Below are 13,836 nucleotides of genomic sequence, written 5' to 3' on the forward strand. Positions count from 1 at the left end.
TGATCGACAAGCGGGTCTTCCACGTTGGGAAAGCCGGGCCCCGAACGCTCGCCGCGCAAACCCCGGACACACCGGATATATCCCTCTACGCTCAAGTAGCGCCTTCCCGGTGGCCGGCTTTTGCCGATCAGCACAACCGAGTACCGGCAACTGTCGGATGGCCTTCATCGTTGCGAAGGACGGTCCGATGACTTATGTGATCACGCAGCCAGACATTCTGACGACCGCGGCCGCGGACATCGCCGACATCCGGTCGGCGATCGGCATGGCCAACGCTGCCGCGGCAAGCCCGACAACCGCAATGATGGCCGCGGCCGGCGATGAGGTATCACAGCTCATCGCGAAGCTGTTCAGTGCATACGGCCAGGAGTGCCAAGCCGTCATCACAGACGCCGCGGTGTTTCACGACCACTTCGCTGCCACGCTCGCCGCGACGGGAAGCGTTTACACGCAGGCCGAGGCCGCCGGCGCGGCCACCTTGTCGCAGGCGTTGACGACGCTGAGCTCACCCATCCGCGCATTGCTGGGCGGCACGGCGGCCAGCACGTCGGGTGCGATGGCGGCCGCCGCGCCGATGGCCGCAGCCGGGGACCCGATCTACACCCAGGGCTCCGGCGTTGTTGATTAGCAGGCTTGTGAGCTGGGGAATTGTGGATTGAGGAGGTCTAGGCGGCGGTTGGCGGTCAAAGCGGTGATCCGGCAGGCTTCGGCGATGTTGTCGGCGCCGTTGAGGCGGTGCAGATTGATCGCGGTGTTGCGTAGCGTTGCTAGGACCTGTGCGCCGTTTCCGGTATGTGCCCTTTGACGGTCTTCGTCGAAGGTGACGTCGCGTATCCAGTGCAGGCTGTTCTCGATTCCCCAGTGTTGACGCATCCAGGTCATGATCGCGGTAGGGCGGGCGTGCTCGAACGGCAGGCTGCAGATGGCATAGACCACCTCCACGCTGCGCTGGTCGGTGGCGGTGATCAAGCGTTCACGAGTGATCCGGATGATTTGTTTTGCGTAGGGGAAGCCGATTCCTCGTACAGCGGTGATGATTTGCAGGGTGCGGGTCTCGACACGGCCGTGGCCGCGGGAGTCGTCGGTAGCGGCTGCGGGCACCTCGGCCCAGGGCAGCGCGGTGATACGCGCAAGTATTTTGGCTTGGTTGGACTTGACGATCATCAGGTAGTGCGACTTCAAGGTGGCGCAGATCAACTTCGCGGTGACGACCTGGGTATGCATCGCATCCACGGTGACCAGCCACCGCAAGCTACCCGGCAGCAGCGTGAGCAGGGCACGTACGCAGGGAATTTCATTGCTTTTCTCGGCGACAGCGAGTTGACCGAGCACCAATCGGGCACGGTGGGCGAACACCGACACGAGATGCGTGGCTGTCGCTTTGGCGCGTAAAGGCACCACGCAGCATCTTGCCGTCCAACGCGATCGGCACCAATCCACTGGGGTCGCTGCTGGCCACGTGTGCAGTGAAGTAACTGCCCATCCTGGCGTTGAGGTCGGCGGGGTCTAGCCGAGACAAAACAGCGCGGAAGGTCTTCTCACTGGGCCGCCGGAACCGGACCCCTAATTAGGCCAACACATCATCGGGAGCGGTGGCCGCCCATGTGGCAAAACCAGCATAGCCGCGCATCCCCGCGGCAGTGGCCAGAACCGCGATCGCCAACAAAGCCATCAGCGAATACCTCCGACCGCGTGGGTCCCTCGGGTCTGGCACCGAGGCCAACACATCGAGAAACTCCGATCCGATGAGCTCGCTGCGCTCACCAGGACTCCAGCGGTCGAACACCTCTGGAACCGACGACACAGGCAATACTGAAACGGTAGGCACGGGCAACTCCAGACCAACGACGAACAGTAACCAACTCGATCGTTCTCCAGATAGCCCGTGCCTACACTCCGGCCCCAATAGCGCGGCACCAAAGATCATCAACCCAGCTCACAAGCCTGCTAATCAACAACGCCGGAGCCCTGGATCTACACCCTGGTCGTCGGCGGCAGCGGAAACCCGATCCCGTCGCCCGCCTACATCAGCAATGTTGTTTCCAAATTCGTCGCGCCGTATTTTCCGGTCGACCCGGCCTTGGTTCAGGGGCTGTTCACACCCGCCCAGTTCTACATCGATACCGGTATCAAGACCTTGCCCCTCAACGTGTCGGTCCCCCAGGGCGTAGCCATCCTCACCAACACCCTGGTCGGCACGAATCCGCCTTACCTAGGGCTGCTCACCAGCGGAAACACCGTAAACGTCACGGGCGACTCGCAGAGCGCCATGATCGCTTCGCTGGTGATGCGAGCACTCAATCCCACCAATTCAGGGGCCGCGGGCAGCCCATATTTCGACGATCTGACCTTCTCATTGTTCGGCAACCCAATGAACCCCAACGGCGGGCTGTTTGCCCGCTTCCCCGGCCTCAGCCTGCCAAGTATGGGTCTCGACTTTTACGGCTCAACGCCAGACAATTCGTTTCCCACCAACGTTTTCACACTCGAATACGATGGCGCCGCGGACTTCCCTCGATACCCCATCAATTTCCTGGCGGACCTCAATGCCTTCCTGGGGATCCAGTCCTTGCACGGCCAGTACCCGAGTCTTACCCCCGAACAGCTGGATACCGCAATCCCATTGACGAACACGGTGGGCCCCACATCGACCAACTACTACATGATCCCCAGCCCCCATCTGCCGCTCTTGGATCCAGTGCGGGCAATCCCGGTCATCGGCACGCCGATTGCGGACCTGATCGAGCCTGATTTGAGGTATCTGGTCAACTGGGGCTACGGCGATCCCGCCTATGGATGGTCGACCTCGCCGCCGAATGTGCCCACCCCGTTCGGGGTCCTCCCGCCGCTGCAAGCAACCACTTCACTGCCGGGCTATCTGGCCATCGGAACCCAGCAAGGAGTCAACGCCTTCGTCAGTGACATCAACGCCGAGATATCGGCGTACTCCAACCTGCCGTCGACGCTGCTGTCCGCTCCACTAGGGGCGTCGGGCGCTGGGGGCACGCTACTGGCCGGGCTGTCGCCAGCGACGTTCTCCCCCAATGACTTTATCCACTTCCTACAGTCGGCAAACACCACCATCGTCAACGACATTTCGAACACCGCCGCCAACACCTACGCGTTCTTGCTTCCCACCGCTGACATCGCCAATGCGCTCGTCACCTCTGTCCCGTCCTACGACCTCAACCTGTTCCTGAGCGGGATCGAGCAAGCGATCAATGGGGACCCTGCCGGCGGGTTGGTCTATGCCTTCGGCGCCCCCATCGCCGCCAACATCGCATTGGGCACGCTCGCGGGCGGTTTCGAGTTGAGGGCTTTCTTGGGAGTTGCCAGCCAGTTCCTCTGACCCCTGCTCTGATGGGTGGCCCCGCCGGCCGGCAGCCGATCGCGTTCTCGCGACGGCCCAGCCATCGGCGGGTGGACGCCCGCGCCGACCGGTGTCGCCCTCCTCAGCAGCGAATCTCGTTGTCGCGCTGGGCAATGCCCTGGCGGAGTTCTCGGCTAAGACTCCATGGGCGCCCAGAACGCCGGCACCGCACGACTGCGGACGCCGCACCGTCCGGTTAAGGCTCTTCAAGAACTATTGAGGCGCGGCGCGCCCGGGCATACGCTGCCAATGGAATCGGCAACTATCTGGTGAGGAAACATGCCCCTACCGCGTCTGCGCCGGACGGCCGCCGGCCTCGTCACCTGGGTGGCCACCATCGCTCTCGCGCCACCGGCCCTCGCGGACCCGATAGACCCGATTCCGGGCAACGGATTCTTTCTCGTCGGGCCCGACATTGCGACCGGCCTCTACCACACTGTCGGGTCGGCATCGGACTGGACGGTGTGGATAAACAATGTGCCGACACAGGACTCGATGTGCGTGTGGTTCACCTACAGCACGCCCGATGCGAACAAGGATCACGTCGTCGAAACGAATATTTCTGTCGGCCCGATGTATGCAAATATCAATTCGACGGTCAAGGCCTTCGACAGGGCTCCGGCGTTGTTGATTAGCAGGCTTGTGAGCTGGGTTGATGATCTTTGGTGCCGCGCTATTGGGGCCGGAGTGTAGGCACGGGCTATCTGGAGAACGATCGAGTTGGTTACTGTTCGTCGTTGGTCTGGAGTTGCCCGTGCCTACCGTTTCAGTATTGCCTGTGTCGTCGGTTCCAGAGGTGTTCGACCGCTGGAGTCCTGGTGAGCGCAGCGAGCTCATCGGATCGGAGTTTCTCGATGTGTTGGCCTCGGTGCCAGACCCGAGGGACCCACGCGGTCGGAGGTATTCGCTGATGGCTTTGTTGGCGATCGCGGTTCTGGCCACTGCCGCGGGGATGCGCGGCTATGCTGGTTTTGCCACATGGGCGGCCACCGCTCCCGATGATGTGTTGGCCTAATTAGGGGTCCGGTTCCGGCGGCCCAGTGAGAAGACCTTCCGCGCTGTTTTGTCTCGGCTAGACCCCGCCGACCTCAACGCCAGGATGGGCAGTTACTTCACTGCACACGTGGCCAGCAGCGACCCCAGTGGATTGGTGCCGATCGCGTTGGACGGCAAGATGCTGCGTGGTGCCTTTACGCGCCAAAGCGACAGCCACGCATCTCGTGTCGGTGTTCGCCCACCGTGCCCGATTGGTGCTCGGTCAACTCGCTGTCGCCGAGAAAAGCAATGAAATTCCCTGCGTACGTGCCCTGCTCACGCTGCTGCCGGGTAGCTTGCGGTGGCTGGTCACCGTGGATGCGATGCATACCCAGGTCGTCACCGCGAAGTTGATCTGCGCCACCTTGAAGTCGCACTACCTGATGATCGTCAAGTCCAACCAAGCCAAAATACTTGCGCGTATCACCGCGCTGCCCTGGGCCGAGGTGCCCGCAGCCGCTACCGACGACTCCCGCGGCCACGGCCGTGTCGAGACCCGCACCCTGCAAATCATCACCGCTGTACGAGGAATCGGCTTCCCCTACGCAAAACAAATCATCCGGATCACTCGTGAACGTTTGATCACCGCCACCGACCAGCGCAGCGTGGAGGTGGTCTATGCCATCTGCAGCCTGCCGTTCGAGCACGCCCGCCCTACCGCGATCATGACCTGGATGCGTCAACACTGGGGAATCGAGAACAGCCTGCACTGGATACGCGACGTCACCTTCGACGAAGACCGTCAAAGGGCACATACCGGAAACGGCGCACAGGTCCTAGCAACGCTACGCAACACCGCGATCAATCTGCACCGCCTCAACGGCGCCGACAACATCGCCGAAGCCTGCCGGATCACCGCTTTGACCGCCAACCGCCGCCTAGACCTCCTCAATCCACAATTCTCCAGCTCACAAGCCTGCTAATCAACAACGCCGGAGCCCTGAGGCCTTCGAGTCGCAGAACTGCCAACCCTGGACTCGGGTCACCTGAATTGCCAGCGGGTCCAGCGTGCTGCCTCCAGTCCATCGACCAGGGTGGGGTCCGCCCGACCGCCCGGCTAGCAAAATCCGCCGCGGGTCGGCGACAAGGAGCGGCCCGGCGGTGCACCAAACTTGCTGCTTGCGACCGATCGTTTGCAGCGGTAGTGGTCTCGGTGTGCACCAAGCCGGTGGCGACTTCGGTGTACCAAAGCTGAAAGGTGGAACCGAGATGGGTCAGTCGCAGTTGATGGGCGGACTGCGCCGGGTGATTGTCGTGGTCAGCATGGTGTTCGGCGCCGCGACGTTCAACGCTGGTCAGGCAGGTGCCGACGGCCCGGTTCAGTTGAAGAGCCGGTTGGGCGATGTGTGTCTGGATGCCCCGAGCGGGAGCTGGATCACGCCGGTGGTGATCAACCCCTGCAACGGGACGGACTTCCAGCGCTGGAATCTCACCGACGCCCAGCAGCTCGAAAGCGTCGCCTTCCCCGGGGAATGTCTAAACATGCCGGGGCAAAGTTGGGCGGTGCACCTACAGCCCTGCGTCGATTGGTTCAGCCAGCATTGGACCATCCAGCCCAACGGCCAGGTCACCAATGAATTCGGCGGCTGCCTCACGGTCCTCGGCGGCCCGGCCCCTGGGACGTGGGTGGCCACACCACCGGAGAGCCGCTAGTCGCTCGGATAGCCGGCAAATCGCGGTAACCTCATTCTCAAAGCGTTCCGGACAACGCATCCAAAGAGGAGAATCCGCCCATGGCCGGCCCCAGCGAGCAAGTTGAAGCGACGCGCGCCGACCGCTTCATCAAAACGGCGGTGGAAATCCTGGGCGAGACCGGACGCACCGACTTCACGGTGCAGGAAGTCGTCACCCGCTCCAAGACGTCGCTGCGAGCGTTCTATCAACACTTCAGCAGCAAGGACGAGCTGCTGCTGGCACTGTTCGACCGGACCATGTCCCAGACCGCACAACTATGGCGCGCCGAGGCCGCCGGACTCGACAGCACCGCCGCACTCAAACTAGTCATTGATCGCATCAGCGCACAACCGGAGTCCGGCACCCAGGACAGCCTCAATCGTGCGTTGAGCCTCTACAATCGGCACCTCGCCGAAACCCGGCCTCGCGAATACGCCCGAGTGCTTTCCCCGCTGCATCGGTTGATTCGCGACATCGTCGGACAAGGCATCACCGAAGGCATGTTCAATCCCGGTCTCGACGTCGGGGCCGCGGCCGCGATCGTCATGCAAACCGTGCTCGGTGCGCTTCGATTACGTTGGCTCGGAACTGAATTGAATGCAACGCCGATAGACTTCGGCGAACTCTACGAGTTCTGCAGCCGGGCCCTGGGAGTTCGTGATACCGAGGAGTCGGCCGCATCCTCGCTGACCGAGCTGTTCGCGCAGATCGGGATGCGCCAAGAACCTTCCCACGATGACGGGTTCGCGATGACGATGCCCGTCAGCCCACAGGTGGTCAACACCTCCGGAGCCCTCCAAGGCGGCCTGATCGCCACGCTCGCAGACGTCGCGGGCGGCCAGCTCGGCCTGCAGTACTTGCCGCCCGGCGCGGCCATGACCACAGCCGACCTGTTCATCCGCTACCTGCGCCCGATCCGACAGGGCGCCGCCCGCGCGGTGCCGCGAATGCTCAGGGCCGGCCGGCGAGCGCTGGTCATGCAAGTCGATATTTTCGTCGATAGCGCCGACGAGCTTGCCGCAACGGCGACGGTGAATTTCGCCATCATCGACCGTAATGACACCACCGAAACGGGTTAGCGGCAGCCTTGCACCTAGTGGTAACGTCATTACCACTAGGTGAGAATCGAGACTTTTCCAACGAGATCGCCATGCCTTCTCGCGAGCTTCCCTTTCCGGTGTTTGACGCCGACAACCACATGTACGAGCCGCAGGAGGCCCTGACCAAGTTCCTCCCGGACAAGCGCAAACACGTAATCGATTACGTGCAGGTTCGCGGCCGCACCAAGATCGTGGTGCGCGGCCAGATCAGCGATTACATTCCCAACCCGACATTCGAGGTGGTCGCCCGGCCCGGAGCCCAGGAGGAGTACTTCCGCAACGGCAGCGGCGGCAAGAGCTACCGCGAGGTGATGGGCGAGCCGATGAAGGCGATTCCAGCGTTTCGCGAGCCGGGGCCGCGACTCGAGGTCATGGACGAGCTCGGCCTCGATTACGCCCTGATGTTTCCCACGCCGGCCAGCCTGGTCGAAGAGCGGATGAAAGACGACCCGGAGATGACCCACGACGTCATCCATGCGCTCAACCAATGGATGTATGAGACGTGGGCGTTCAACTACAAAGACCGCATCTTCGCCACCCCGGTGATCACCCTGCCCATCGTCGATCGGGCACTTGAAGAACTGGAATGGTGCCTGCAGCGCGGTGCTCGCACCGTGCTGGTCCGCCCAGCACCAGTTCCCGGCTATCGTGGCAGCCGCTCGTTCGGCTTCAAGGAGTTCGATCCGTTCTGGCAGGCCTGTACCAAGGCCGGGATCCCGGTCTCGATGCACGCCTCCGACAGCGGCTACTCCGAGTTCCTCAACGTTTGGGAGCCCGGCGACGAATTCCTGCCGTTCAAGCCCACCGCGTTTCGGATGCTGGCCATGGGTAAGCGGCCCATCGAAGATGCGATGGGCGCGCTGGTCTGCCACGGTGCGTTGTCACGCAACCCCGAGTTGCGCATCCTGTCGATCGAAAACGGTGCCGACTGGGTGCCAACACTGTTCAAAGGCCTCAAGGGTGTCTACAAGAAGATGCCGAACGCGTTCATGGAAGATCCGATCGAGGCGTTCAAGCGATGCGTATACATCAGCCCGTTCTGGGAAGACCGATTCGTCGAGATCGTGAAGATGGTCGGCACCGATCGGGTGGTCTTCGGCTCCGACTGGCCGCACCCCGAAGGCCTGAAGGACCCCATCTCATTCGTTGACGAGCTTGCCGGCTTCCCACCAGAAGATGTCGCAAAGATCATGGGCGGCAACATGATGGATGTCATGAAGATCGGCACAGCCGCCCCCAAACCGGTCAACGCCTAGCCGTAGGCCTCCCGCCGTACAAGACAGCGGACGCCGGTCAGCGACGAGGCTGCGCGGTAGCGGCGACCGTCAGGATTGCCCAAACTCACGTTCGAGTCCCCTAGCTGCACCGGGTGAGACGCGATGCTGAGGGGGCTATTGCGCATCGCTAATCGCGCCTGAGGAGGGCGCCGAGTCGGCGCCCCACGTTCCCGGAATCATCGGCATGCGCGGGCCGCCGCTAAACGCATTGTCGCCCAGCGTGGTCAGGCCCGACGCGGCGGTGGTGGTCTGCCTGTGCCCGGTTCCGGCGAAACCCCCGTTTCGCGCGACCCGATCAGAGGTGGCAGCTGCAACCCGTTGCTCGTTGCACGAACGACTCGGGTCGTGGTCGGTATCGGGCTCCAGGTCCGCGTATTCAAAACCGCGGCCGACCTTTTCGATCTTGGCCCGCCGGCGGCGCTGCGATCGGGGTTGTTGTTGAGCCGGCGCCGTGCTCGCCGCGGCCTCCGCGTCACAGGGCTCCGGCGCCTTCGTTCGAGCGCTGGCACCGAACGCTTTCCTGGCAATGGGAGTCATGCCGCCCGCCAGGTACGCGTAGCCTTCCATGCCCACACCGGCCACCGGCTGTGGCGCGAACGCGGCGGCCGGCGCGGCCGGCGCCGTCGCCGCCGCGGGAGTCAGTTCCGTGCCCAAGGTGGCGGGCGGGGCCGAGGGCGGTGGCGGCGCCAGCGTTGCGCCGGGCGGCGCGGGTGGCGGACCGGCGGCCAGCGATGAACCATCCGGCAGGACGAAGCCGGCACTCGACGTCAGCGCCACCGACGGAGCCACGCCAGTCAGAACGCCCCCGAGCAGCATCGGTACGTACGCGGCCGTGAGCTGCGTCAGAGTGGCCGCGAACTGCGTGACAAGTGACGTGATGTAGGAAATCGCTTGCATGAACATCGTTAACGAGTATGCGACCGCCGTGTACACGGCATACACCATCTGCGCAATGGTGGTGACAAGGTTATAGATAAATGCCATCGCCGATGCGATCATGCTGACCGCGTTATAGACGGCAACAGCGGCGAAAAAGCACAGCGCCCAGCCCAGAGCACGATCAACAAAACTGATGATGTTGCCGATCAGGCTAAACGTCTGGCCGACGAAGTTAGCGATTTGCCCGAGCGCCGCAACCAACAGTTGGGGAATCGTGGCGGGCTCGCCTTCCACCACGTTGGCGTTGTCGAAAACGACTAGCGCTCGGTCGGCGCCCACCTCAGCACCGTCGTCTGCGAGTTCCTCGATGATCGGTCCGGCCTCATTGTCGGGACGTTCCACTAGGCCGTTCGCATCACCGCCGTCCTCGATTGGATCGTCTTCGGGTTCCTCAATAATCGGTCCGGCAGGCTCCTGCTGATCAGGACCTCGCAGCATCAGCGGCGCCAGGCGGTTGCGTGGCGGGTTCAACGCCACCGCCATATTTGCCTGCTGCTGATACAACTGCATGACGCCCGCCGCCTGAACCCACATCCGCGCATAGTCGGCTTCATTGATCGCAAGCGGGATCGTATTGATCCCAAAGAAGTTCGTCGAAAGCAACGCCATATTGCTGGCGCGGTTGACCGACAACTCCGCCAGCGTTGGCATCTCCGCCAACGCAACGGAGTAAGCCACCGCCGCTTGCTCGTGTGCAATAGCTTGCTGTTGGCATTCCTGACCGGCCTCTTCCAACCACTCCAGGTAAGGCCCAAATGCACCCCGATAGCTCTCCGAACCCACGCCCTGCCACGGCACCACAGCCAGCTCATTGCTGAGATCTTGTGCTGCCCAATCGTATTCGAGGCCCGCTGGTTCAGAAACGCGCCCGCCCCCGAAAGGGGGCCAGGGCCCGGACCGGGGCTCAGCGCACCCGAATGCACCTCCGGCGGCTGGCCCATCCAAAACGTCGGCACCACCGTGAAGATCGAGAGCAAGAATGGAAGCGTCACCTCGGCGCGCCAAACGTATACGAAGCCGCCGCCATGGCATCACGGGCCGCGTAGGCGGCCCCGGACTCGGCAACACCGACCCCCGAACGGGCGAGTTCATCGACTCCTTGGACACCCACCAGGGCGCGTTCCCCGCCCTGGGCGCTGAACACGACCGCGGTCTGCAGCGAGACCGGATCGACCGCCGGTGGCACTACCGCCGAAATCGCCGGCGCCGCAGCCGCATGCGCGGCCGCCAGCCGAGCGGTGATTGCTTGGAACGCCGCACTGGCCGCCAACAAGCCTTCGGGAACTACTTGCAGTGTCATCACTTCCCGCCTCTTGAGGTCACTGGTACCGCTGATGCTTGGCACTGAATTGCCAACCGAAAAACGGGACCGACGCTAGCAGCAGCCTGCCCGCGGGCGTTGGGCAGCCCGGTCCGCCGGCGGCGAAATTCGTTTCCTGCCAGGCCTCGACGGCGCGCACTAAGGTGTGGAGGACGTCGCCCACCGCAGACCGGGTGTGCTGATGCTCGCGTTTCTGCGCTGCTAGATGCGGTGAAAGCGGCCCAGGCAGAGGCGCCGACCGGTGGCAACCCGAGTTTCGCGGTGATCGATCGACTCGCGTTTCGCCCGGGTTGCTGGGTTGGACCGCAAGCATTGCCGGACCATCGCTGAACACTCGGCGCGGCCAACCCCGTTGGGCCGCAGCAGCTATTGGCGCGGCCCCGGCAGGATACCGATGCGGTCCGTGACCGGCGGTCACCATCTGCTGATCCCGCGCGTTGCCGCCAACGGCGAGCCTGCCGACCCAAGCCCGCCGCGCCCGAAAGTGATACCAAACCAACACCGAATGGTGTGATGATGTTGACCTCAACGAGTTTCGTAGACGCTTCAATGCCATGCCTTTTACCGCTCACCGCATCATGGAAACTCTGCTGGCCTGGCCACCATGATGGCCGCACTACCAATCGATCTTGTGCCTCAATCACATCCCTGCGCCCGATGTGTCATGGTTGCCCGCTGCTGAGTCATCGAATCCATTGTGCGCAGCACCGATGTGGGTCAGCTAGCGACGAATTCGCTGCCGCAATCACGTTCCCGAAGACGATCCGGATACCGCTGAGAAATTCCGTAGCAGGCGCTGCCCAATAGCTCCGGTGCCGCACCGCGATTTGGACCGCCCGAACCGCCGCGGCGACGCGTCAAAGCCGAACTTGACCAAAGTGACTTTTCCCGATCGCCGGCCGACCGAACCACCCCGACTCGCCGCCTCCACCGCGCGCCAAAGCGCTGCAGCCTTGCTTTTCGGCCGCATCCGCGGGGCCAGAATCGACCGCCGAATCCACCCTGTCCTCATCACCCTGGTGGTCGCGGCCACGACCGGCCGCATTTTGGTGACGCGAGCAGGTAGCAGATATTGATAGCCTAGATGTTGCTGCTTGACCTGCTGCGTCAACGCACATACTCGTTTGTTCGCTCGGTCCACAGGAGGGACGGCCACATGGCGGCCGAAATGGACTGGGATAAAAGCGTAGGTACAGCAAACACGGTCCGTCGTATCTTCGAGAATGTCCCCACCATGCTTGTCGGTTTGGAGGGACCCGAGCACCGCTTCGTCGCCGCAAACGCGGCATATCGCAGGTTCAGCCCGACTTTTACCGCGGTAGGTCAACCAGCGCGAGAGGTCTATCCCGAACTCGAAAGCCAGCAGATTTATCACATGCTCGACCGGGTATATGAAACCGGCGAGCCACAGTCCGGGGCCGAATGGCGACTGCAGGCGGATTTCGACGGTTCTGGAATCGACGAACGATACTTCGACTTCCTGGTGACGCCGCGCCGCCGCGAGGACGGGTCCATCGAAGGCGTGCAGATTCTCTTTGACGACGTCACGACCAGGGTGCGAGCGCGGCTGGCCGCCGAGGCGCGCGTGGAGGAGCTCTCCGAGCGGTACCGCCATCTGCGAGATCCGGCGATCGTGATGCAGCAGGCGCTGCTCGCGCCGTCGGTGCCCGTCGTTTCGGGCGCCGATATCGCCGCACAGTATCTGGTCGCCGCACAGGACACCGCGGCCGGTGGGGACTGGTTCGACGCCGTGGCCCTCGGGGATCGGCTCGTGCTGATCGTCGGTGACGTGGTCGGCCATGGGGTGGAGGCCGCCGCGGTGATGTCACAGTTGCGTACCGCGCTGCGGCTGCAGATCGCTGCCGGACGCAGCATCGGCGAAGCGCTCGAGGCGCTGGACGCCTTTCATGAGCACATGCCCGGCTCCAATTCGGCGACCCTGTGTGTCGGATCCCTGGACTTCACCACCGGAGAATTCCAGTACTGCACGGCCGGACACCCGCCCCCTTGGTGGTGACCGCCGAGGCCAAGGCCCGCTATCTAGAACCGTCCGGCGCCGGCCCGCTGGGCAGCGATACCGGATTCCCGGTCCGCACCGAGCTGATCGGGGTGGGCGACGTGGTACTGCTCTACACCGACGGTCTGATCGAACGCCCGGGTCGGCCGCTGGGGGCAAGCACCGCGGAATTCGCTGACTTGGCGGCAAACATAACTAGCGGCGGCGGGTTTGTGATCGATGCACAGTCACGCCCCATCGACCGGCTCTGCTCGGAGACACTCGAATTACTGCTGCGCTCCACCGGATACAACGATGACATCACGCTGCTCGCGGTGCAGCGCCGGGCACCAACGCCGCCGCTGAACATTACCGAGGATGCGACGATCCACGCCGCCCGGGCCATTCGCTCCCGGCTACGCCAATGGCTTTCGGAGATCGGGGCTGACTCCGGCGACATCTCCGACATCGTCCACGCGATTTCCGAATTCGTCGAGAACGCGGTCGAGCACGGCTATAGCACTGATGTTTCCGATGGCCTGGCCGTAGCGGCGGCGCTGGGCGGCGATGGCAAGCTGCGGGTCGCGGTGATCGACCACGGCACCTGGAAGCATCACCGCGAAGGCGAGAGGGGCCGGGGCCGAGGACTGGCCATGGCCGAAGCCTTGGTCTCGGAGACGCATGTCAGCCACGACGGTGCAGGGACGACCGCGACCGTCGTGCACCGACTCTCACGACCGGCCCAGTTCGTCACCGACCCGGTCGTCAGCAGAGCACCAAACCGACCAGCCATCGATAGCGAGTTCGCCTCCACGGTCACCGAGTCCGGCCACATCGTCGTGCGCGGCGACGTCGATAGCAACACCGCCCCCACCCTCGACCGGCAGATCGCGGTCGAAAGCCGCTCCGGTATAGCGTCTTTGACGATCGATCTCAGCGCGGTCACCCATCTTGGATCGGCCGGCGTCAGCGCCCTGGTCACCGCCCGCGACCGGGCGCGCAAACAGGGCGGCAGGTGCGTACTGATGGCGCCGCCGGGAAGCCCCGCGCACCACGTCTTGTCACTGGTGCAGATACCGGTGATCAGCGGCGAAACCGAGAATGTCTTCGCCGAGGACTAGAAA

The 13,836-nt window shown here is 63.4% G+C and carries 9 protein-coding genes and 3 pseudogenes; 9 read left to right on the forward strand and 3 right to left on the reverse strand.

Annotation, left to right across the window (positions count from 1 at the left end):
* The first annotated feature begins 187 nt into the window (after window positions 1-187).
* Entirely contained in the window at window positions 188-628 is a 441-nt protein-coding gene (locus tag CKW46_RS22130; RefSeq protein ID WP_482052405.1) for a PE family protein, read from the forward strand.
* Here CKW46_RS22130 and CKW46_RS22135 read toward each other — a convergent pair.
* Window positions 625-1,828: pseudogene (locus CKW46_RS22135) on the reverse strand (ISAs1-like element IS2404/ISMul1 family transposase). The gene CKW46_RS22130 and the pseudogene CKW46_RS22135 overlap by 4 nt on opposite strands.
* A gap of 252 nt (window positions 1,829-2,080) precedes the next feature.
* Here CKW46_RS22135 and CKW46_RS22140 point away from each other — a divergent pair.
* The 6 genes and pseudogenes from CKW46_RS22140 (at window position 2,081) to CKW46_RS22165 (ending at window position 8,435) form a co-directional block, all read left to right on the forward strand.
* Window positions 2,081-3,349 (forward strand): PE-PPE domain-containing protein, encoded by a 1,269-nt coding sequence (locus tag CKW46_RS22140; protein ID WP_235065723.1) that lies wholly within the window; start codon window positions 2,081-2,083, stop codon window positions 3,347-3,349.
* Between the two features lie 300 nt (window positions 3,350-3,649).
* Window positions 3,650-4,063: an Rv1352/Rv1906c domain-containing protein gene (locus CKW46_RS22145; protein WP_117436635.1), complete on the forward strand. Its 414-nt coding sequence runs from the start codon at window positions 3,650-3,652 to the stop codon at window positions 4,061-4,063.
* Window positions 4,064-4,124: 61 nt separating this feature from the next.
* A pseudogene (locus CKW46_RS22150) lies at window positions 4,125-5,328 on the forward strand (ISAs1-like element IS2404/ISMul1 family transposase).
* Window positions 5,329-5,614: 286 nt separating this feature from the next.
* Window positions 5,615-6,058, forward strand: a complete 444-nt coding sequence (locus CKW46_RS22155) for an Rv1419 family lectin (protein ID WP_020786628.1) — start codon at window positions 5,615-5,617, stop codon at window positions 6,056-6,058.
* A gap of 80 nt (window positions 6,059-6,138) precedes the next feature.
* Window positions 6,139-7,158, forward strand: a complete 1,020-nt coding sequence (locus CKW46_RS22160) for a hotdog fold thioesterase (RefSeq protein ID WP_117437092.1) — start codon at window positions 6,139-6,141, stop codon at window positions 7,156-7,158.
* 71 nt (window positions 7,159-7,229) lie between these two features.
* A complete protein-coding gene (locus CKW46_RS22165) occupies window positions 7,230-8,435 on the forward strand; it encodes an amidohydrolase family protein (RefSeq protein WP_482052406.1) in 1,206 nt (401 codons plus the stop codon).
* A gap of 135 nt (window positions 8,436-8,570) precedes the next feature.
* On the opposite strand, the gene CKW46_RS22170 is transcribed toward CKW46_RS22165, so the two are convergent.
* The gene (locus CKW46_RS22170) at window positions 8,571-10,487 is read right to left on the reverse strand and encodes a PPE family protein (protein WP_499019322.1); all 1,917 of its coding nucleotides are present in this window, start codon (window positions 10,485-10,487) and stop codon (window positions 8,571-8,573) included.
* The gene (locus tag CKW46_RS22175; RefSeq protein WP_482052408.1) at window positions 10,384-10,695 is read right to left on the reverse strand and encodes a PE family protein; all 312 of its coding nucleotides are present in this window, start codon (window positions 10,693-10,695) and stop codon (window positions 10,384-10,386) included. The genes CKW46_RS22170 and CKW46_RS22175 overlap by 104 nt, the downstream gene beginning before the upstream one ends.
* Before the next feature lie 1,255 nt (window positions 10,696-11,950).
* Between CKW46_RS22175 and CKW46_RS22180 the strand changes: the two are divergent.
* Together CKW46_RS22180 and CKW46_RS22185 are read left to right on the forward strand one after the other, a co-directional pair.
* Window positions 11,951-13,371: pseudogene (locus CKW46_RS22180) on the forward strand (ATP-binding SpoIIE family protein phosphatase); the annotation flags it as partial.
* Window positions 13,366-13,833 (forward strand): STAS domain-containing protein, encoded by a 468-nt coding sequence (locus tag CKW46_RS22185; RefSeq protein ID WP_499019323.1) that lies wholly within the window; start codon window positions 13,366-13,368, stop codon window positions 13,831-13,833. The pseudogene CKW46_RS22180 and the gene CKW46_RS22185, both read left to right, overlap by 6 nt.
* Window positions 13,834-13,836 lie beyond the last annotated feature (3 nt).

It is taken from the genome of Mycobacterium liflandii (assembly GCF_022354805.1).
Lineage (GTDB): Bacteria > Actinomycetota > Actinomycetes > Mycobacteriales > Mycobacteriaceae > Mycobacterium > Mycobacterium marinum.